The 19,647-nt window shown below is 74.6% G+C and carries 20 protein-coding genes; 10 read left to right on the top strand and 10 right to left on the bottom strand.

All coding sequences use genetic code 11. The features are described from left to right. The first annotated feature begins 97 nt into the window (after positions 1 to 97). Complete coding sequence (locus I4I82_RS00805) at positions 98 to 895, top strand: oxidoreductase (RefSeq protein WP_218594105.1); 798 nt, start codon at positions 98 to 100, stop codon at positions 893 to 895. 19 nt (positions 896 to 914) lie between these two features. On the opposite strand, the gene I4I82_RS34340 is transcribed toward I4I82_RS00805, so the two are convergent. Beyond that, positions 915 to 1,043, bottom strand: a complete 129-nt coding sequence (locus I4I82_RS34340) for a hypothetical protein (RefSeq protein WP_267460639.1) — start codon at positions 1,041 to 1,043, stop codon at positions 915 to 917. A 199-nt stretch (positions 1,044 to 1,242) separates the two neighbouring features. On the opposite strand from I4I82_RS34340, the gene I4I82_RS00800 reads away from it, so the two are divergent. Beyond that, a complete protein-coding gene (locus I4I82_RS00800) occupies positions 1,243 to 1,533 on the top strand; it encodes a carboxyl transferase domain-containing protein (protein WP_226369812.1) in 291 nt (96 codons plus the stop codon). A 7-nt stretch (positions 1,534 to 1,540) separates the two neighbouring features. On the opposite strand, the gene I4I82_RS00795 is transcribed toward I4I82_RS00800, so the two are convergent. Then, positions 1,541 to 2,623, bottom strand: coding sequence for an NAD(P)/FAD-dependent oxidoreductase (locus I4I82_RS00795; RefSeq protein WP_218594107.1), 1,083 nt, complete (start codon positions 2,621 to 2,623; stop codon positions 1,541 to 1,543). A 117-nt stretch (positions 2,624 to 2,740) separates the two neighbouring features. Between I4I82_RS00795 and sigJ the strand changes: the two genes are divergently transcribed. The 5 genes from sigJ (at position 2,741) to I4I82_RS00770 (ending at position 7,739) form a co-directional block, all read left to right on the top strand. Continuing rightward, positions 2,741 to 3,649: an RNA polymerase sigma factor SigJ gene (gene sigJ / locus I4I82_RS00790; protein WP_218594108.1), complete on the top strand. Its 909-nt coding sequence runs from the start codon at positions 2,741 to 2,743 to the stop codon at positions 3,647 to 3,649. A gap of 763 nt (positions 3,650 to 4,412) precedes the next feature. Further along, on the top strand, positions 4,413 to 5,855 hold the full coding sequence (locus tag I4I82_RS00785) for an APC family permease (protein WP_218594187.1): 1,443 nt from the start codon (positions 4,413 to 4,415) through the stop codon (positions 5,853 to 5,855). A 3-nt stretch (positions 5,856 to 5,858) separates the two neighbouring features. Beyond that, positions 5,859 to 6,314: a universal stress protein gene (locus I4I82_RS00780; protein ID WP_218594188.1), complete on the top strand. Its 456-nt coding sequence runs from the start codon at positions 5,859 to 5,861 to the stop codon at positions 6,312 to 6,314. Positions 6,315 to 6,403: 89 nt separating this feature from the next. After that, complete coding sequence (locus I4I82_RS00775; protein WP_218594189.1) at positions 6,404 to 7,012, top strand: TetR/AcrR family transcriptional regulator; 609 nt, start codon at positions 6,404 to 6,406, stop codon at positions 7,010 to 7,012. A 301-nt stretch (positions 7,013 to 7,313) separates the two neighbouring features. Beyond that, positions 7,314 to 7,739, top strand: a complete 426-nt coding sequence (locus I4I82_RS00770) for a hypothetical protein (protein ID WP_218594190.1) — start codon at positions 7,314 to 7,316, stop codon at positions 7,737 to 7,739. A 524-nt stretch (positions 7,740 to 8,263) separates the two neighbouring features. On the opposite strand, the gene I4I82_RS00765 is transcribed toward I4I82_RS00770, so the two are convergent. After that, positions 8,264 to 8,974 carry a VanZ family protein gene (locus I4I82_RS00765; RefSeq protein WP_218594994.1) on the bottom strand — a complete coding sequence of 237 codons (711 nt, stop codon included), beginning with the start codon at positions 8,972 to 8,974 and terminating at the stop codon, positions 8,264 to 8,266. Positions 8,975 to 9,026: 52 nt separating this feature from the next. Continuing rightward, complete coding sequence (locus I4I82_RS34675; protein ID WP_308112757.1) at positions 9,027 to 9,317, bottom strand: M15 family metallopeptidase domain-containing protein; 291 nt, start codon at positions 9,315 to 9,317, stop codon at positions 9,027 to 9,029. A 90-nt stretch (positions 9,318 to 9,407) separates the two neighbouring features. On the opposite strand from I4I82_RS34675, the gene I4I82_RS00755 reads away from it, so the two are divergent. Continuing rightward, entirely contained in the window at positions 9,408 to 10,118 is a 711-nt protein-coding gene (locus tag I4I82_RS00755; RefSeq protein WP_218590609.1) for a response regulator transcription factor, read from the top strand. Further along, positions 10,097 to 11,218: a sensor histidine kinase gene (locus tag I4I82_RS00750; protein WP_218590610.1), complete on the top strand. Its 1,122-nt coding sequence runs from the start codon at positions 10,097 to 10,099 to the stop codon at positions 11,216 to 11,218. Before I4I82_RS00755 ends, I4I82_RS00750 begins: the two co-directional genes overlap by 22 nt. A 584-nt stretch (positions 11,219 to 11,802) precedes the next feature. On the opposite strand, the gene I4I82_RS00745 is transcribed toward I4I82_RS00750, so the two are convergent. After that, positions 11,803 to 12,522 (bottom strand): SDR family NAD(P)-dependent oxidoreductase, encoded by a 720-nt coding sequence (locus tag I4I82_RS00745; protein WP_218590611.1) that lies wholly within the window; start codon positions 12,520 to 12,522, stop codon positions 11,803 to 11,805. Between the two features lie 60 nt (positions 12,523 to 12,582). Further along, positions 12,583 to 13,566 carry an AraC-like ligand-binding domain-containing protein gene (locus tag I4I82_RS00740; protein ID WP_218590612.1) on the bottom strand — a complete coding sequence of 328 codons (984 nt, stop codon included), beginning with the start codon at positions 13,564 to 13,566 and terminating at the stop codon, positions 12,583 to 12,585. Positions 13,567 to 13,751: 185 nt separating this feature from the next. On the opposite strand from I4I82_RS00740, the gene I4I82_RS00735 reads away from it, so the two are divergent. Beyond that, positions 13,752 to 14,471 carry an SDR family oxidoreductase gene (locus I4I82_RS00735; RefSeq protein WP_218590613.1) on the top strand — a complete coding sequence of 240 codons (720 nt, stop codon included), beginning with the start codon at positions 13,752 to 13,754 and terminating at the stop codon, positions 14,469 to 14,471. Between the two features lie 19 nt (positions 14,472 to 14,490). Here the strand turns inward: I4I82_RS00735 and I4I82_RS00730 are convergent, their stop codons facing one another. The 4 genes from I4I82_RS00730 to I4I82_RS00715 form a co-directional block, all read right to left on the bottom strand. After that, entirely contained in the window at positions 14,491 to 15,333 is an 843-nt protein-coding gene (locus I4I82_RS00730; protein WP_218590614.1) for an SDR family NAD(P)-dependent oxidoreductase, read from the bottom strand. A gap of 1 nt (position 15,334) precedes the next feature. Next, positions 15,335 to 15,853, bottom strand: coding sequence for a (2Fe-2S)-binding protein (locus tag I4I82_RS00725; RefSeq protein ID WP_218590615.1), 519 nt, complete (start codon positions 15,851 to 15,853; stop codon positions 15,335 to 15,337). Between the two features lie 7 nt (positions 15,854 to 15,860). Beyond that, complete coding sequence (locus I4I82_RS00720; RefSeq protein WP_218590616.1) at positions 15,861 to 18,206, bottom strand: xanthine dehydrogenase family protein molybdopterin-binding subunit; 2,346 nt, start codon at positions 18,204 to 18,206, stop codon at positions 15,861 to 15,863. A 109-nt stretch (positions 18,207 to 18,315) separates the two neighbouring features. Further along, a complete protein-coding gene (locus I4I82_RS00715; protein WP_218590617.1) occupies positions 18,316 to 19,527 on the bottom strand; it encodes a cytochrome P450 in 1,212 nt (403 codons plus the stop codon). Positions 19,528 to 19,647: the final 120 nt, after the last annotated feature.

The raw sequence follows: 19,647 nt of genomic DNA, 5'->3' as shown, positions 1-19,647 counted from the left end.
GGGCCGGGCAGCGGGATCCATAGCGGGCTCCGGCACCTGATCCGTCGCCCCGGCCGCGGCTTGACCCTCTCCCCGAGGGAGGGTCGACGGTCCCACCATGAACGCGCCCACCTCCACGTACCCCGCCGCACTCTCCCTCTCCGGCCGCCGCGCCGTCGTCGTCGGCGGCACGAAGGGCCTCGGGGAGGCGGTCGTGCAGCGCCTGACCGCCGCCGGTGCCCGCGTCCTCGCCGTCGGACGGACCGCACCCGCCACGACCACCGCCGCCCGCGTCGTCACCGCCGACGTCCTGCACCCCGACGCCGCGGCGGCCATCGCCGCCGCGCTGGAGGGGGAGGACGGGCTCGACGTCCTCGTGCACGTGACGGGCGGCTCCCGGTCGCCCGGAGGAGGCCACGCCGCGATCACCGACGCCGACTGGGACGCCGAGCTGGCCCTGAACCTGCTGGGCGCGGTCCGGGTCGACCGCGCGCTCTCGCCGCTGCTCCGGCAGGGGCGGGGCGGCGTGATCGTGCACGTCGGGTCCATCCAGAGCCGGATGCCGCTGTGGGACGGGACCCTGGCCTACGCGGCGGCGAAGGCCGCGCTGCGCACCTACAGCAAGGGGCTGGCCGCCGAGCTCGCCGGGCACGGCGTCCGCGTGAACACCGTGTCCCCGGGCGGGATCGACGGCCCGGGCGCCGAGGGCCTCGCGCGGCGGATCGCCGAGGCCCGCGGCGTGTCGGCCGAGGAAGGGTTCCAGGTGCTCATGGACTCGCTCGGGGGGATCCCGCAGGGGCGCCTGGCGCCGCCGTCGGAGATCGCGGAGGTGATCGGCTTCCTCGTCTCCGACGCCGCCGCCTCGATCACCGGCGCGGACGTCACCGTCGACGGCGGCACCGTCCCGACCACCTGACCCTGTCGTGATCGAGTGCTCAGGCCGGCGGCTCGACCGCATCATCGCCGTGCGCCCGCCCGTCGAGCGAGGAGAAGCGGAGCGGTTCCAGGCGGCGCAGCACGGGCGCGTACCGCTCGAGCACCTCCCGGACGGCGAGCTCGTGCACGACCGCGGTGACGGAGTGGCGTTGCGGATGGCCGGACGTCGAACGGGCTGACCATCGGCTGGCGGCCGGGCTCGGTCGGCACCAGGCCCGGCTGCTCCGGCCGCGCGAGCGCCTCGCGCACGGGGTGCGGCTGACGCCCAGCCACGCGCGGCCTCGTCGATCGGGTGGCCGGCTCCTCCAGCGCGGCGGAGACCGGCCCGTGCGCGGCCGCCTGGATCGCGGCGCAGCGGCGCCGGCGCAGCGTCGAGGACCCGACCAGCGCCGGCTGCGGCACCTGGTGCCCGAGGACCGGCTGCGCGCCTACGCGGTGCGCCCGGTGCTGCAGACGCTGCGCGACGGCGGCAGCGTGCTGGAGCTGTGCGCGGGCTTCGGCGCCGGGGTCGTGGCCGTATTGGCCCGGCTCGACGGCCGGCCGGTCGGGGTGCTGGCCGACGACCCGGCCGACACCCGCGCGCTGCTGGTCGGGGCGCTGCGGGCGGCGGGCGGGTAGCGGGCCGTCAGCGGGCTGCGATCCGCAGCGCCCGTACGGTGCTGCGGACGACCTGCTCCTTGGCGAGGGCGGCGAGGCGGCCGGTGACGACCAGGTCGGTGGGGGAGTCGTCGCGGCGCACCTTCTGCACCAGGCCGTCGTGGCGGCCCAGGCTCAGCACCTGGGCCTGGTAGCGGAACCGCAGGGGGCGGACCTCGCCGCCGGTGAGGTCGGCGGCGGCGTTGCGCCCGGCGCGGGTGCCGACCGGGAGCGCGGTGGCGCAGGCCATGCGCAGGGCGCCCGCGTCGGGTGTCCAGGCCCCGGCGGCGTCGCCGGCGGCGAAGACCTCGGGGTGCGACACCGACCGGAGGTGCTCGTCGACGGTGATCCGGCCGTCGGCGCCCAGAAGGATGCCGGCGGCGGTGGCCGGCTCGGTGGTGGGCTGCAGGGAGGCGTTCCAGACGACGGCGTCGGCGTCGAGGTCGGCCGGTGTGACGGCGGGGCCCTCGCGCAGGGTCACGCCGAGTGCGCGCAGCACCTGGCGGACGTGGGCACGGCCCTTGTCCGACAGCGACGGGCCGACCTGGCCCGCGGTCACGAGCTCGACCTCCCAGTCGGTGAGCTCGGCGATCTCGGAAGCGGTCTCGATGCCGGTGGCGCCGCCGCCGACGACGGTGAGCCTGCCGCGCCCGTCCTGCAGTCGCTCGTGCAGGTGCGCGGCGGTCTCGGAGGTGAAGACGCGGCCGTCGTCGCCACCGGTGCTGTCGACGTCGGCGCCGCGGGTGCGGCTGCCGAGTGCGTAGACCAGGCGGTCGTAGCGGAGCTCCTCGCCGCTGTTGGTGGTGACGGTCCTGCGGCGGGTGTCCAGGGCGGTGGCGCGGGCGGGCACGTGCCGGACGCCCTTGCGTGCCAGCAGCGGGGCCAGCGGATGGCCGATCGAGGTGCGGCCCGCCGCGAGCTCGTGCTGGCGGACCCGTTCGGTGAACTCCGAGGACGGGTCGACCAGCGTGACCGGTGCGTGGTCGGCCGCGCGCAGTGCCGCCATCAGTCCGCCGTACCCGGCCCCCAGGACCAGGACCCGTCCGCTCTCGTCGTTCTTCGTCGTCTCCATGCCCTGATGACGATGCAGCGGTCCGAGGTGTGAGGCCGGGGATGTCCGGGCGTTCCGTCGTCGGGCACGCTGACCTTCCGGTGTCCTGCGTCGTCCTGGTGCCGAGGGGTGGTGACGATGACCGGTCAGGAGATCGACGCCGACGTGCTCGGCGAGCGGCGGCACCTGCTGTCGCTGGCGTTCCGGATGCTCGGGACGGTGGCCGAGGCGGAGGACGCGGTGCAGGAGACCTACATCCGCTGGTACCGGATGAGCCAGGAGCGGCGCGACGCGGTGGAGGTGCCGCGGGCGTGGCTGACGCGGGTCGCGGGGCGGGTGTGCCTGGACGTGCTGGGCTCGGCCCGGGTGCGCCGCGAGCGCTACGTCGGGCCCTGGCTGCCCGAACCGGTGCCGGCCCTCGCGTTCGCCGATCCCGCGCGGGACGAACCGGCGGACCGGGCCACCCTCGACGACTCGGTCAGCAGCGCCCTACTGGTGGTGCTGGAGTCGATGACCCCGGCGGAGCGGGTGGCGTTCGTGCTGCACGACGTGTTCGCGGTGCCGTTCGCCGAGATCGCCGAGATCGTGGGGCGCACCCCGGCGGCCTGCCGCCAGCTCGCCGGTTCGGCGCGCAAGCGGGTGCACGGCGCCCGGGAGGCGGCGGTGCCGCGGGCGGCGCACGACGCGACGGTGCGCGCGTTCGCCGCGGCCGCGCGGGCCGGCGACCTGGCGGGACTGGTGGCGGTGCTGGACCCGGACGTGGTGCTGCGCTCGGACGGTGGGGGTGTGGTGTCCGCGGCGCGGCACCCGGTGGTCGGTGCGGACAGGGTGGCCCGGTTCCTGCTCGGGGCGCTGGGGCGGAACCCGGCGGCCGAGGTCCTGGACCAGGAGACACCGGACGGCCTCGGCTTCGCCCTGTGGGTGGAGGGGCGGGTGACCGGGGTCGTGACGATGGACGTCCGCGGGGGTGTGGTGACCGACGTCCGGGTGGTCCTCAACCCCGAGAAGCTGACGCTGTGGAACCGGCCCACGACGCCGGTCGAGTGACGGCCGTCGCGGACCGGTGGGCGAGCCCGCCTGCTCGTCGGGAGCCTGCTGTGTGCCGCCGGACAGACGGGTCGCGAGGTGCAGGCGCGTCATGCGGAGCAGGGTGTCGATCAAGGTGTCGAGCAGGAGTCGCGCTCCACCCAGAAGCCGATGAGCGCCTGGGCGCGGCGGGTCAGGCGGGTCCGGGCGGGCCAGGCGAGGACGGCGCGGCGCTCCTGGGTGGGGTCGGAGATGGGACGTCCGCCCCGACTCGTTCGCAACGAGACCCCGACTCGCGGGTCGGGGGGCAGGGAGCAGGGCGAGGGGCGGGGCGACGTCCGCGTGCGTCGTCGTGATCGCCGGACCGCTTCCTCGCGGTCCCCGGGCGGCCGCTGTGGCGCACGTCCGACGATCGCACGGGGCGTGCCCACTGGTCTTGATCGCCGCCGCTCGCACGTCACGGTCGTCCCGACAGCCGTGAGGTGCGACGGAGCGCGATCACCACGGCGGTGATCACCGGAAGCGCGTCACCACGGTCCCCCCCGAGGACCCTGACGGCGCACTCCCGGCGATCACCGCCCCGCCCCGACTCGCCCGCAACGAGACCCCGACTCGCGGGAGCCCGGTGCGTGCGGAACGGGAGGCGAATCCCGCTCGGGTGACGCGCAGCGCGCACCGCGGATCCAGGGGGTCGAGCGCTCCTATGAGCGCGCGGAGAGCCGTGGGCGCGTCGTCGGTCCCGTTGGTACACGTACGCAACCTTCGCCCCGTACGGTGCGTCCTCATGCCGGACCCCGCCGAGGCCACCCTCGAGCACCACGGACTCAAGCGCTCCATCACCGCCAAGCAGCTCTACTTCTACGTGGTCGGCGACGTGCTCGGATCGGGCATCTACGTCCTGATCGGCCTGGTCGCCGCGGCCGTCGGCGGCGCGTTCTGGATCGCGTTCCTGGCCGGGGTCGCGGTCGCCACGATCACCGGCCTCGCCTACGCCGAGCTCGTCACGAAGTACCCGCGGGCCGCCGGGGCCTCGCTCTACGTCAACAAGGCGTTCCGGTCGCCCGTCCTGACCTTCTTCATCACCATCTGCATGCTGTCGGCCAACATGGCGGCCGTCGGCTCGCTGGCGTCGGGCTTCGTCCGCTACTTCGCCGGGGTCGTCGGGCTGCCCGAGGACGCGATCATCCCGACGCTGATCGTCGCGCTGGTGTTCGTCGCCCTCATCACGCTGGTCAACCTGATCGGGATCAGCGAGTCGGTTGCGGTGAACGTGGTCATGACGTTCATCGAGCTCAGCGGCCTGCTCATCATCATGGTCATCGGGCTGATCGCGCTGTTCTCCGGCATCGCCGACCCCAGCGTGCTCACGCAGTTCACCGTCGAGGGCGGCGTGGGCAGCCAGGCGATCGCGGTCGTGGCCGGCGTCTCGCTCGCCTTCTTCGCGATGACCGGGTTCGAGAACGCGGCCAACGTGGCGGAGGAGACGATCGACCCGTCGCGGGCTTTCCCGCGGGCCCTGATCGGCGGCATGCTCACGGCGGGCGTGGTCTACGTGCTGGTCTCGCTGGCCTCCGCGCTGGCCGTGCCGATCGACGTCCTGGCCGGCAACACGCTGCTCGAGGTGATCCGCGCGGGGATCCTGCCCATCTCGGTGGGCGTCATGCTCGTGGTGTTCGGCCTGATCGCCATGATCGCGATCAGCAACACCGCGCTCGTCACCGTCGTCGCGCAGTCCCGGATCCTCTACGGGATGGCCCGCGAGGACGTCGTGCCCGGCGTCTTCGCCAAGGTCCACCCCACCCGCCGCAGCCCCTACGTGGCGCTGCTGTTCGGCGCCGGGATCGTGGGCCTGCTGCTGCTGATCGGCGCGCTGATCCAGCTGACGGGGTCCGACCTCGACATCGTCGACCGGCTGGCCACCATCACCGTGGTGTTCCTGCTGTTCATCTACGCGCTGGTGATCGTCGCGTGCCTCAAGCTGCGGGGGCAGGACGAGACGCCCGACACCTACCGCGCCAACACGCCGCTGCTCATCCTCGGGATCGCCGGCAACCTCGTCGTGCTGGTGTACACCGTCGTCGACGACCCGGGTTCACTGCTGTGGGTGGCCGGCCTGCTCGCGGTCGGCCTGGTCCTCTTCCTCATCCAGCGCTTCACGGGTGGGGGCCGCGGCCGCCTGCCGGGCAGCCCCGCCGCCGACGCCGCCACGACCGACAAGGGACTCTGAGCCATGCACGTGATCGTCGCGACCGACGGGTCCCACGCCTCCCTGGCCGGGGCCGAGCAGTTCCGGTGGATCGCGGACTCCCGCGAGATCACCGATGTCACCGTGGTGGCCGTCGTCAGCCCGTTCGCCGCGGTGCCCTTCGCCAACGAGCTCACCGGGCGGCGCAACGCCGAGCCGACGGACTTCAGCTTCCAGCAGGAGGCCGAGGCGGCGGTCGAGGTGGTGGCCGGGGTGTTCGACGGCTGGGGTCCGAAGATCCACAAGCAGGTGCGCAGCGGCTCGCCGGCCTCGGAGATCGTGCGGGCGGCCGAGGAGGTGCGCGCGTCGCTGATCTCCCTGGCCGCCGGCGGCCGCGGCCTCACCTCGACCATCCTGCTGGGCAGCACCGCCTCGAAGGTGCAGCACTCCGCGCCCTGCCCGGTGCTGGTGTGCCGGCCGACGCGGGTCGCGGAGAGCTGAGCCGGACGGCCCGCAGGCGCGGCGCGTAGGCTCGTCGCCCACCGCCGCGGCGCACGTCGCCCGGCCACGACCGACCGGCCGGAGAGCACGTGACCGACACCCCCACGCGCCGGACCCAGGAGCAGCGGCGGGCCGAGACCGCCCGTCGCGTGCTCGACGCGGCGACCGAGCTCATCGCCCGCACCGGCTCGCGCTCGGTGACGCTCGCGCAGGTGGGGGAGGCGGCCGGGTACAGCCGCGGGATCGTCTACCACCAGTTCGGGAGCCGGGACCGCCTCGTCGAGGCGGTCCTGGACCGCGCCCAGCAGCTCGACCTGCCCGAGTACGCGGGCAACGGGCTCGAGCACCTCGTGGGGATCGTGGAGTCCTACCTGCGGGCGGTGTCCGGCGGCTCGGTGACGACCCGCGCGTTCCTGCAGCTGTGGATGGAGGCGGCGGCGGCGGACCCGGTGGTCGCGCCGCTGTTCGCCCGGCGCGACGAGGAGTTCCGCCTGTACCTGCGCGACGCGGTCCGCGGGGGAGTGGCCGACGGGTCCGTACGGTCCGACGCCGACCCGGACGCCGCCGGGTCGGTGCTCATGGCGCTGCTGCGCGGGGCCGGCCTGCAGTTCGTCGCGACGCCCCCCGTCGACGACGAACCCGCCCTCATCCGGGAGGCGGTGCGCACGGTGCGCACCGCGTTCGCCGCCACCTCCTGACGCTCCCCGTGGCATACCGGCCTCCGTCGCGCTGTTGTTACGTGCATACGTACACGCGAGTCCCCGCCCGGTTTCGGCGCACCCGCGCCGGAGGGCTGCGCGACCACCGTCGACGGCTACCGCGACTGGCTGACCGCCCGCCTCGAGCAGTTCGGGCGGCCCGTCGACCTCGTCGGCCACGAGTGGGGCGGTGCCCGCGTCGTGCACGTGGCGATGCGGCGCCCCGACCCGGTCCGCAGCTGGGCCTCCGACGCGCTGGGCCTCTTCGCGCCCGACTGCGTCCGGCACGCGAGGGGCGCAGGTGTGGCAGCAGGAGGGGGTGGGGGAGCAGTCGGTGAAGGAGCTGTACGGCGGCCCGCTGGAGCGGCGCCTCGCCGTCGTGGAGCGGATCGGGATGGTCGGCCCCGTGGCCGAGCGGGTCGCGACCGGCCTCGACGACGGTATGGGCCGCGCGGTGCTGACCCTGCTCCGCTCGGCCGCCCAGCCGGTGATGGCGGACCTGGGCCGCGGGCTCGCCGACGCCGCCCGGCGCCCCGGCCTCGCCCTGATCGCGATGAACGACGTCGACGCCGCCAGCGGCACCATCGCCCAGCACCGCGCGGCGGCGGGGGCGGCCGGGGCGGCGTTCGCGGAGCTCGCCGACGTGGGGCACTGGTGGCCGGTGGAGAACCCCCGCCCGGCCGCCGCGGCCCTCGAGGAGTTCCGGGGGCGGGTCGAGGGGACGTGACGGGCTTGCGCCCGCCCGCCGGTGGGCGGGGTGCCGCGCCCGCTCGCCGCGGGGGGTGCGCGTTCCGCGGAACGCGCTGTGCGGACGTTCGGCGGGCGGCTCCGGCGCGCGTTCCCGGTTGCCGCGCGGTTTTCCTGCTCCCGCGGGGCCCCGGGGGCGCGCGGGAGCCTGATCGGTGCGCGGGAAGCCGAGAGCGGCGCGTTCCGCGGAACGCGCCTGCCGGGACCCGGACACCGCCGGTGCGTTCCGCGGAACGCGCTCCGGGCCGCGCCTCCGCCGGTGGCGACTCGCTGCTGGGCACCCGGGTACGGAGGCGCTCCCCTTGCACGCGCTGCGCTCGGCTTACCGCCGACGCCGACGCGGACGCGCGTTCCGCGGAACGCGTGCGGGTCGTTCCCGCGCGCGTTCTCGGTTGCCGCGCGCGGTTCCTGCTCCCGCGTGGCCCCGGGGGTGCGCGGGAGCTTGTTCGGCGCGCGGGAACCTGGCGAGCGCGCGGGGAGCGGACACGCAGCCCCGCAGTCGCCTCAGCGCGCCGGCACGGCGCCCGTCCGCCACCACCTCCTGGACGCCAGGGCGGCGGGGACGGCGCCCAGGGCGTTGAGCAGCACGTCGTCCACCGACGACACCCGGTCCAGCTGCAGGACGTACTGCGCCGTCTCGACCAGCAAGGAGCAGGCCGCCGCGAGCGCCAGGACCCGCGGCGCGGACGCCAGGGCCGCGAACCGGATCGGGGCGAAGAAGCCCAGCGCCGCGAAGAGCAGCAGGTTGCCGACGATCCCCAACGTCCCCATCGTCACCAGGTCCTGCAGCGGTACCAGGCTCACGCGGCCGGGCACGACGCCGGCCCCGGATCCCGGCAGCAGCGTCATCCACACCAGCGGCACGGTCCCGACGACCATCCCCACCTCCGCCGTCGACAGCCGCCACGCCGCGGCGATCCCGGCGGCCAGCCGGCGCCGGGCCCGCAGCCAGGCCACGAGCACGGCGGGCGGCAGCGCGGCCAGCGTCATCAGCGCGATGCCGTTGAGGGTGTCGCCGCAGCCGCTCCACCGCCCGGCCAGGCAGGTGGGGGCGGCCATCAGGAGCGGGCGGCGCAGGAGGTACGCGAGGGCGGCCACGGCGAGGACCGCCAGGGCGAGGGGCACGACCGGCCCGCGGCGGGGCCGGGCGGACAGGGGCGGGGTGGCGGACAGGGGCGGGGTGGCGGACACGGGCGGGGTGGCGGACAGGGTCATGCGGCCATCCCATCCGCAGCGGTGTTGCGAGAACGTATCCGTTCCCGCTCGGTCACCGCTGCGTCCGGGGGTCGTGCGTCGGGTCGGGGTACGGCGGCGGGCAGCCGTGCTCGACGGCGTCGGGGCGCAGCTCGTGGTGCCAGGGCTCGTTGGCGTAGACGCGGCACAGCCCGTGCTCGGCGCCGTGCTCGGACAGCCGGTCGGTGGCGGCGAGCGGGCCGGGGGAAGGAGGGGCTGTGGTCGACGGGGTCAGGGCGAGGACCACGGCCACGGCCACGGCGCCGCGGCCTCCGACGGCGACCGTCGCCCACGGTGCCCGTCGCGGCGGTGAGGTGCTGGTCATAGGTCCGGTGCAGGCCGCCGGGCGTCGTCGGGGCGTATGCGGTTTCCGATACGCCGACGACAGGTCCCGGCCCCTAGCATCGGGACCCTCATGCGCGTGCTGATCGTCGAGGACGAGCCCTACCTGGCCGAGGCCATCCGCGACGGCCTGCGCCTGGAGGCGATCGCGGCCGACATCGCCGGCGACGGCGACACCGCCCTGGAGCTGCTCGACGTCCACGCCTACGACATCGCCGTCCTCGACCGCGACATCCCCGGGCCGTCGGGTGACGAGGTCGCCGCGCGGATCGTCGCCTCCGGCAGCGGCCTGCCGATCCTCATGCTCACCGCCGCCGACCGGCTCGACGACAAGGCCTCCGGCTTCGGCCTCGGCGCCGACGACTACCTCACCAAGCCCTTCGAGCTCCGCGAGCTCGTCCTGCGGCTGCGCGCGCTCGACCGCAGGCGCGCGCACAACCGGCCGCCGGTGCTGGAGGTCGCGGGCCTGCGCGTCGACTCGTTCCGCCGCGAGGTGCACCGCGACGGCCGGTACGTCGCGCTGACGCGCAAGCAGTTCGCCGTGCTGGAGGTCCTCGTGGCTGCCGGGGGCGGGGTCGTCAGCGCCGAGGAGCTGCTGGAGCGGGCGTGGGACGAGAACGCCGACCCGTTCACCAACGCCGTGCGCATCACCGTCTCCGCCCTGCGCAAGCGGCTCGGAGAGCCCTGGGCCATCGCCACGGTGCCCGGGGTCGGCTACCGGATCGACGCCGCCGACGACGGCACGCGCGCGGAGGAGGGGCCGTGGACCGGGCGCCCGGGCTGAGCGTCCGGCTCAAGCTCACCCTCAGCTACGCCGGGTTCCTCATGGTCGCCGGCGCCCTGCTGCTCGCGGTGGTGTGGGTGTTCCTGCTGCGCTACGTGCCCGAGGTGATCGTCAGCCCGGTGCCGTCCGGGTCGCCCGGGACGCCGGGCCTGTTCATCCCGTCGCGCTCGGACCTGCAGCGCGCCTTCGCGCCGAGGGCCGCGACCGTGCTGGCCTTCCTGCTGCTGTTCGGCCTGCTCGGCGGGTGGGTCCTCGCCGGGCGCATGCTCGCCCCGCTCACCCGGATCACCGACGCCACCCGCCGGGCCGCCGACGGGTCGCTGGCGCACCGCATCCGGCTGGAGGGCCGCGACGACGAGTTCCGCCGGCTCGCCGACTCCTTCGACGCCATGCTCGCGCAGTTGGAGGCGCACGTCGCCGAGCAGCAGCGGTTCGCCGCCAACGCCTCCCACGAGCTGCGCACCCCGCTGGCGATCACGCAGGCGCTGCTCGACGTCGCGCGCGGCGACACCGGCCGCGACACCCCGCGGAGCGACACCGCCGAGCTGGTCGAGCGCCTGCACGTCGTCAACGCCCGGGCGATCGAGCTCACCGAGGCCCTGCTCCTGCTCAGCCGCGCCGATCAGGGCTCGTTCGGCCGCGAGGAGGTGGACCTGTCGCTGCTCGCGGAGGAGGCCACCGAGACGCTGCTGCCGTTCGCGGAGGAGCGCGGCGTCACGGTCGCGACCACGGGCGACGCCGCCCCCACCACCGGCTCGCCCGCCCTGCTGCTGCAGATGACGACGAACCTGGTCGACAACGCGATCGTCCACAACGCGGAGCGGGGGACCGTGGACGTCCGCACCGGCACCCGCCCCGGCGGCGCGGTGCTCACCGTCGAGAACACCGGCGCGGTGCTGGCGCCGCAGGTCGTCGCCACCCTCGTCGAGCCGTTCCAGCGCGGCGCCGAGCGCACCCGCACCCACCACGCGGGCGCCGGTCTCGGCCTGGCCATCGTCGCGAGCATCGCCCGCGCGCACGGCGGCACCCTCACCCTGGCCCCGCGCGAGGGCGGCGGGCTCCGCGTCGTGGTGGAGCTGCCGCCCGCCCCGCCCCGCTGACGCAGGCGCGGATCCGGCGTCGACCGTGCACCACAGGTCGTGGTCGGGGACGGCGAGCAGGGCCTGCAGCCGGCGGCGGAAGGCGGTGTTACCGCCGCTGAACAGCGGGTAGGCGAGGGCGTCCGGGACCAGGCCGGCGAGGGACAGGTGGTACCAGCGCGAACCCGGCGCCCTGGTCGTCGATCGCCGGGACGCGGCCGCCTCGCCGGTCGCCGCGGGCGAAGCGCAGCGCGACGTCCGAAGGCGACCCGCATGACGCCCGTCGCGCACGCCCCGATCAGGGCGCCCCCGAACGCGGCGCCGACGACGCCCAGGCCGTCGCCGACCCCGCCGAGGAGGTTCGCGGCCGGCACCCGCACGTCGACGATCGAGAACCGGGGGAACAGGTGTGCGCGGTCCCGAGCGGGTCGACCCGGCGGCCACCATCTGCTCGGAGAACGGCCGCGTCGCGCGGTCCCCCTCGGTGGCGGTGGCCAGCGGGTCGGTGACCTCGCGGACGCGGGGAAGCGCGTCGCCGGCGAACTCCCCGGCCGTGGCGCGCAGGGCCCGTTGCTCGTCGAGGAGATCGGTCGGGGTGGGCACGCTCAGTGCCCCGCGCTCTGGCCGCCGTCGACGTGCAGCGTCTCGCCCGTCACGAACGCCGCCGTCTCGAGGTAGAGCACGCCGTGGACGATCTCCTCGACCTCGCCCATCCGCCCCAGCGGGTGCAGCCCGGCGTAGGCGCCGTGGGCCTCGACGGGGTGCATCGGCGTCTTGATGATGCCCGGCGACAGGGCGTTCACCCGCACGCCCGAACCGGCGAGTTCGATCGCCAGCGACCGCGTCGCGGCGTCCAGGCCGCCCTTGGTCAGCGACGCGAGCACCGAGGGCACCACGCTCAGGGCGTGGTCGACGAGCGAGGTCGTGACGGTGACGACGTGCCCCGAGCCGCGCTCGAGCATGGCCGCGACCGCCCGCTGCGTGATGCGGAAGAAGCCGGTCAGGTTGAGCGCGACCGCGGTGGCGAGGTCGTCGTCGGTGCAGGCGGTGAACGGCTTGGCGATGAAGACCCCGGCGTTGTTGACGAGCGTGTCGACGCGGCCGAACCGCTCCAGTGCGGCGTCGACGACGCGGCCCGCGGTCGCGGGGTCGGCCAGGTCGCCGGCGACCGTGAGCACCTGCGGGTCGTCGGACGCGGCGATCGACCGCGACGTCGCGACGACGGCGTACCCGTGCTTGCGGTAGCCCTCCACGACGCCGGCACCGATGCCGCGCGACGCCCCCGTGACGATCGCGACCTTCTGCTCACTCGTAACGACGGACATGCTTCCTCCACAGTGGACTCTGCTGGTGCGGCCGTCCGCCGGGTCCGGCGGGCGGGTGGGTCAGCCGGCCGCGCGGCGCCCGGACCGGCGGATCTCGGTCGCGGTCGTGCCGAACTCGGCCCGCAGCGCGCGGCTCAGGTGCCGCGCGTCGGTCAGGCCCCAGCGCGCCGCGACGGCGGACGCCGTGCGCCCGCGCAGCGACTCGTCGGCGAGGTCGCGGCAGATGCGCTCGAGGCGCTGCGTGCGGATCCAGGCCGACAGCGTGATCTCGCGCGGTGCGAGGACCTTGTGCAGGTACCGCACCGACACCGCGTGCGCGCGGGCGACCGACTCGACGGTGAGGCCGGGGTCGGACAGGTGCGCGAGGCAGTGGGCGAGCACGCGGTCGGCGAGGTCGTCGCCCGCTCCCTGCGGCGGGATGTCGACCAGCTCCGCGATGGCCAGCGAGACGATCGCGTCCGCGAGGTACTCCGTGCTGCAGCTCGCCTCGCCCGCGGTGCAGCCGTCGATCTTCGCGGCGAGCGTGCCGAACAGCGTCGCCACCACGTCGCGGGGGCCCGTGTCCGTGGTGACCGCGACGGCCGTACGGCCGGCGAGGGTGTCGGCGTGCGCGCCCAGCGCCGTCAGCGGGATCGAGACGACGACCATCTCGTAGGCCTCGCGGAACGTCACCTCGTACGGCCGCGAGGTGACATAGTTGACCAGGCCGCCCGGCCCGACGAGGCAGCGGCGCCCGTCCTGCTCGACCTCGGCCCGCCCGGTCCGCGGCAGCGCCACGACCAGCACCCCGGGGTCGCCGGTGGCGATCAGGTCCAGCCCGCGCGTCACGGTGCACGGGCTGCCGCTCACCACCGAGACGCGGACGTCGCCCGCGGCGGCGCTGCGCACGGCGCTGTGGAACACGCCGTCGGTCAGCGGGCGCACGCGGACCGGGGCGGACGCCTCGGCGAGCAGGGTCGCGAACCGCGCCCCGTCGCCGGTCTCGGCGGCCGCGACGAGGTGCCGCACCGGTGCCACCGGCGCCGACGGACGCTGCGGACCCATCCGGCACCTCCCATTCCGCCGGGGCCCGGTGGCCCCGCTCCCGGCGACAGTAGGACCGCTCGGCCGCTCGCAGGCACCACCGCGGGCACCGGATCGCGCCAGTTCGTGCACTCCAGCCCCGCCCGGCCCGGCGCCGCACCGGGCCCGGCCTTGATCCATGCCGCCGGACCTGGTCCGATGGGCGCGTGGACCTCGGGATCTCGGGACGGCGGGCGGCGGTGGCCGCGGCCAGCGGCGGATTGGGCTTCGCGTGCGCCGCGGCGCTCGCGGCGGAGGGGGCGCAGGTCACGATCTGCGGCTCCGACGAGGCGCGCGCGAGGGACGCCGCCGAGCGGATCGGGGCGGCGTTCGTCGTGGCCGACCTGACCCGGCCGCAGGAGGGGACGCGGTTCGTCGAGGAGGCGTCCCGGCTGATGGGGGGCGTCGACATCCTCGTCACCAACGGGCCCGGCCCGGCCCCCGGCACGGCGCTGGAGACGCCCGCCGAGGCCTACCCGGCGGCGCTGGAGCGCAGCCTGCTCGCGGTCGTGCACATGTGCCTGGCCGCGGTGCCCGGCATGCGCGCGTCGGGGTGGGGGCGGATCGTCGCGATCACCTCGCTGGGCGTGCGCCAGCCCTACGCGAACCTCGCGCTGTCCAACACCGCGCGCGCGGGTGTCACCGGTTTCCTCAAGACCCTCGCCACGGAGTCGGCCGCCGACGGCGTCACCGTCAACTCCGTGCTGCCCGGCTTCCACGACACGGCGCGGCTGCGCAGCCTCAACGACGGCGGCCTGCCCGACGTCCCGGTCGGCAGCGCCGACGACTTCGGCGCGGTGGTCGCGTTCCTGTGCTCCCGGCAGGCCGGGTTCCTGACGGGCACGGCCGTGCCGGTGGACGGCGGGGCCAACCGCGCGCTGCTCTGAGCGCGGCCGGCCCCGCCTGCTAGCGGGCCCCCTGGCCGGCGTCGACGCGCAGGACGTGACCGGTGATCTGGTCGGCGTTGTCGGAGGCGAGGAACAGCACGGCGTCGGTGATGTCCTGCATCTCCGTCCGCCACTTCGGCCCCGGCATGTTCCCGGCGGAGGAGAACATCTCGTAGGCGTCGTCGGCGGTCATGCCCACCTCGCCGGCCAGCCCGAGCACCATCCCGGACCCCTGGCCCTCGCCGGGGCGGATCGTGGCCGGGGCGACGCAGTTGACGTTGATGTCGAACTCCGCGAGCTCGAACGCCCACGCCGACGTCAGGCCCTGGATCGCGTGCTTGGCCGCCACGTAGTGCGAGAGCTGGGCGTGGCCCGACCCCGTGACGCCCGACGAGATGTTGACGATCTTGCCCGACCGCCGCCCGATCATGTTCGGCACGACGTACTTGGCGACGTAGACGTGACCCTTGACGATCGTGTCGAACACGGCGTCGAGGACGTGGCTGCGCATGCCCTGGATCGTGTCCAGCGCGGCGACGCCGGCGTTGCAGACGAGGATGTCGATGCGGCCGTCGAAGAAGTCCAGCGCCTTCGCGACCGAGGACTCCACCTGGCTCTCGTCGCGGATGTCGCAGGGCAGCGGGATGACGCGTCGGTCGAGGTCCTCGATGGCCGCGACGGTGTCGTCCAGCATCGCGGCGGTGGCGAGCGGGTAGATGTCGGCGATCGGCTCGGTGATGTCGAGCGCGGCGATGTCGGCGCCCGCGTCGGCGAAGGCCTTGGCGTGGCTGAAGCCCTGCCCCTTCGCCGCGCCGGTGATCAGGACGTTCTTGCCCTCGAGCCCGCGGAGCACGGCGGCCACGTCAGCTCCCCTCGGTGTGTGCGGCGGCGTGGACGGTGGCGGCGCTGCCGGCGCCACCGTGGGCGGCGGCCCAGCGGACGGAGTCGACGATCATGTCGTAGCCGGTGCAGCGGCAGAGGTTGCCCTCGATGCCCTCGCGGATCGCGTCGTCGTCGGGGTCGGGCTGCTCGAGCAGGAGCCCGGTGGCCGACATGACCATGCCCGGCGTGCAGTACCCGCACTGCAGCCCGTGGCAGGCCTGGAAGCCCTTCTGCACCGGCGACATCTCGCCCTGCTCGTCGAGGCCCTCGACGGTGAGCACGTCGGTGCCGTCGGCGGTGACGGTGAGGACCGTGCACGACTTCACGGTGCGCCCGTCCACCAGCACGGTGCAGGCGCCGCAGTTGGAGGTGTCGCAGCCGACGTGGGTGCCGGTCAGCGCGCGGGTCTCGCGCAGGTAGTGCACGAGCAGCTGGCGGGCCTCGACCTCGTCCTCGCCCGCCGTGCCGTTGACGGTGATCCGGACCTTGTGGTGGGACATGGAGGAATCAGCTCCCGTTCTGGTGGGCGGACCCGGACGAGGCCAGCGCGGTGTTCAGGACCCGCCAGACCTTCTGCGGGGTGCAGGGCATGTCGATCGTGCGGACCCCGAGGTGGCCCATCGCGTCGACGACGGCGTTGACGACGGCCTGCGGCGCCGCGGTGGCCCCGGACTCGCCCAGGCCCTTGGCGCCGAGCGGGTTGAAGCTCGTCGGCGTGACGACGTGATCGGTCTCGTAGCGGGGGAGGTCCTTGGACGAGGGCAGCGTGTAGTCGACGAGCGTGCCCGCGCCGGGCTGCCCGTCGGCGCCGTAGGTGACCTCCTCGATCAGGGCCTGCGCGATGCCCTGCGCGACGCCGCCGTGGATCTGGCCCTTCGCCATCAGCGGGTTGATCACCGTGCCGCAGTCGTCGACGGCGACGTAGCGGCGGATGCGCACCTTGCCGGTGCCGCGGTCGATCTCCACGACGCAGCAGTGCGCTCCCGAGGGGTAGGACAGGTTGCTCGGCTCGTGGAACGCGGTCTCGTCCAGGCCGAGGTCGAAGCCGTCGGGCAGCAGGTGCGGCTTGAACGCGCGCACCGCGACCTCGGCCATGTCGACGCCCTGCTGGGGCGCGCCGCGCACGGAGAAGCGGCCGTCGGCGAGCTCGATGTCGGACTCGTCGGCCTCGAGCATGTGCGCCGCGATGCGGATGGCCTTGTCGCGCACCTTGTTCGCCGCCTTGAACACCGCCGACCCGCCGACGGGCACGCCGCGGCTGCCCATCGTGCCGATGCCCTCCTGCACGGTGGCGGTGTCGCCGTGGATCAGCGTGATCCGCTCGAACGGCACCGACAGCTGGTCGGCCACGATCTGCGCGAACGCGGTCTGGTGGCCCTGCCCGTGCGGGCTCGTGCCCACCTTGATCACCGCGGAGCCGTCGACGTTGAGCCGGACGTTGGCCGACTCCCAGCCGCCGACGTAGCCGAACTGCTCGAACAGCGGGGTCGGGCCGAAGCCGCCCATCTCGACGAACGTGGAGAACCCGATGCCCAGCAGCGGCGCCTGCGGGTCGTCGCGCAGCGCGGCCTGCTCCGTGCGCAGCGCCTCGTAGTCGACGTGCTCGAGGAGCTTGTCCAGGCATCCGGGGAAGTCGGCCTCGTCGTAGACGATGCCCTCGAACTGCGTGGCGTAGGGCATCTCGCCGGGCTGGATGAAGTTGGCGCGGCGGACCTCCAGGGGGTCCATGCCCAGCTCGGCGGCGACGTGGTCGACGACCCGCTCGATCATGTACGACGCCTCGGGGCGACCGGCGCCGCGGTAGGAACCGACCGGGGTGGTGTTGGTGACGACCGAGCGGAAGCTGGGCGCGATCGTCGGGATCCGGTAGCAGCCACCGGACATGAACGAGGTGAGCGTGGGCAGGCCGATGCCGGTGGCATCGGGCCAGCCGCCGCAGTCCTGGGTGATCCGGACGCGCAGGGCGAGCAGGCGGCCCTCGTCGTCGAAGCCGACCTCGACGTCGTGCTGCTGGGCCCGCCCGTGGACCATCGACGTCATGTTCTCGCTGCGCGTCTCCACGTACTTGACGGGGCGCCGCAGCCGGCGGGAGAGCTCCGCGGTGAGCAGGAACTCCGGGTAGAACGAGGCCTTCGCGCCGAAGCCGCCGCCCACGTCGGGCGCGACGAACCGCACCTCCTGCTGGGACAGGCCGAACATCTGCGCGATCTCGTTGCGCATGTGGTGCGGGGTCTGGCTGGTGCCCCAGATCGTCAGGCCCGAGGACTGCCAGTCCGACAGGCAGACGGTCGGCTCCATCGGCACGGCCGCGCAGCGCTGATTGACCAGCGCGACCGCGAGCCGGTGCGGGGCGGCGGCGAGCTCGGCCTCGGCGTCGGTGGCCGACAGCTGCTGCTCGAGCACCACGTTCGACGGCAGCCCGTCGATGATCGGCGTCGCGCCCTCGGCCGTGGCCGCGGCGATCGAGGCCATGACCGGCAGCTCCTCGTACTCCACGACGACCGCCTCGGCGGCGTCGGCGGCGAGGTAGCGGTCGGTGGCGACGACGACGGCCACCGGCTCGCCGACGAAGTGCACCTTGCCCGTGGCCAGGCACGGGCGCTCCATGCCGGGCACGGAGCGGGTGGCGGGCAGGCCCTCGAGGTCGGCGTGGGTCCACACCCCGAGCACGCCGGGCAGCCGCGCCGCCTCGTCGGTCTCGATCGACACGATGCGCGCGTGGGCGAGGTAGCTGCGCACGAAGACCATGTGCACGGTGCCGGGCAACCGGATGTCGTCGACGAACGTGCCGCGTCCGGTGAGCAGGGCGGGGTCCTCCTTGCGGACCACCGATGCACCGACCATGGATCCCATGCCGCGACCTCCTCGTCTGCACTGACCAGCGTCGGCGGTCACCCACCGGCGTTAGGAACCTAACGTCGACGATCATCGAGAGCAAGGATCACCATGGGCGACCGGCTCGTCACGGGGCGTCGAAGACCACCGGGTACGCGGCGAAGTGGTCGCGCGCGGAGTGCGGGTCGCGCCGCGGGGGGTCGGCGGGATCGGGCCGGGCGCCTGCGGTGAGCAGGGCGTCGAGCATGAGCGTGACGGTGCCCAGCACCTGCTCGTGGGCCTGCTCCGGGGTGGGCTGCTCGGGCGCCGGCACGCCGCCGGCGAGCTCGGTGCCGATGCAGGCGTGCATGCCGCCGCCGAAGGCGTGGCCCCAGCGCGGGACGTCGGCGGGGACCTCCCGCATCGGGTCGTACTCCTCGGGGCGGTCGAACACCCGCGCGTCGCGGTTGGCACCCGCGATGTCGAGCACGACGAACGACCCCTCCGGGATCTCGGTGCCGCCGCGCAGCGTGATCGGCGCGAGGGCGCGGCGCTGGGCCACCGGGCTCGCGGGGTGCAGCCGCAGGGTCTCGTAGACGCAGCGCTGCAGCAGCGCCGGGTCGCGGCGGGCCCGGTCGGCCGCCTCCGGGTCGCGCTGGGACCAGGTGAACCAGTCGTCGGCGGCGTGGCTGAACGCGTCGGCGGTGCTGTGCGAGCCGGCCTGCAGGTAGAAGGCGCACTCGCGGCGCAGGACGTCCTCGTCGATGCCGAGCTCGTCCCAGTTGCGCAGCAGCGCGGTGAGGACGTCGCGGGGCAGGTCGTCCTCGGTGATCTCCCCGGCGTCGAGCCGCTCCAGCAGCGCCCGGCGGCGGGCGACCGAGGGCTGCAGGAAGATGCGGTCGAAGTCGTCGAGCGCGGCCTGCACCTCGGCGCGCACGACCTCGGGGTCGCGCGTGGAGTGCACCATCGTGGCGCCCTCGGAGAACTTCTTGGCGAACCGGTAGAGCTCGTCGGTCTCCTCGGGGCTCCCGGTCGGCTGGTCGAGCCCGGCCACCATCGCGGTCAGGTTCATGATCGTGCGGTAGCCGATCTCGAGGAGGTCGGCGCGACCCGCGGCGCGGAACGGCGCGAGCGTGTCGCGCACGACGTCGCGCAGGAACGCCTTCTCCCAGTACCGGAACGTGCCGCGGCGGAACAGTCGGTTCTCGACGCGGCGCCGGCGCCGGTGCTCGCCGCCGTGCAGCACGAGCAGGCTGTCGGCCATCACGACCCCGCCCGCGTCGTAGAGGGCCTGCTCCAGGTCGTGCTGGCGGTAGGCCTCGCGGACGTCCGCGTACCCGTCGAGCGTGATCGTCTGCATGGCCCGCCTCGCTGCGTCCGGCGCCGGAATGCGGCGTGCTGTCCCTAGCGACGCTAGCAACGGCGGCCCGTCGACGTCCAGGGTGGCGGTGTGCGTCGTCAGTCCCTTGACGACGCTCCG

Origin of the sequence: Pseudonocardia oceani (genome assembly GCF_019263585.2) — a bacterium.
Taxonomy (GTDB): domain Bacteria; phylum Actinomycetota; class Actinomycetes; order Mycobacteriales; family Pseudonocardiaceae; genus Pseudonocardia; species Pseudonocardia oceani.
Note: the sequence above shows the minus strand (reverse complement) of the source record. Positions and strands in the feature narration are given on the sequence as shown.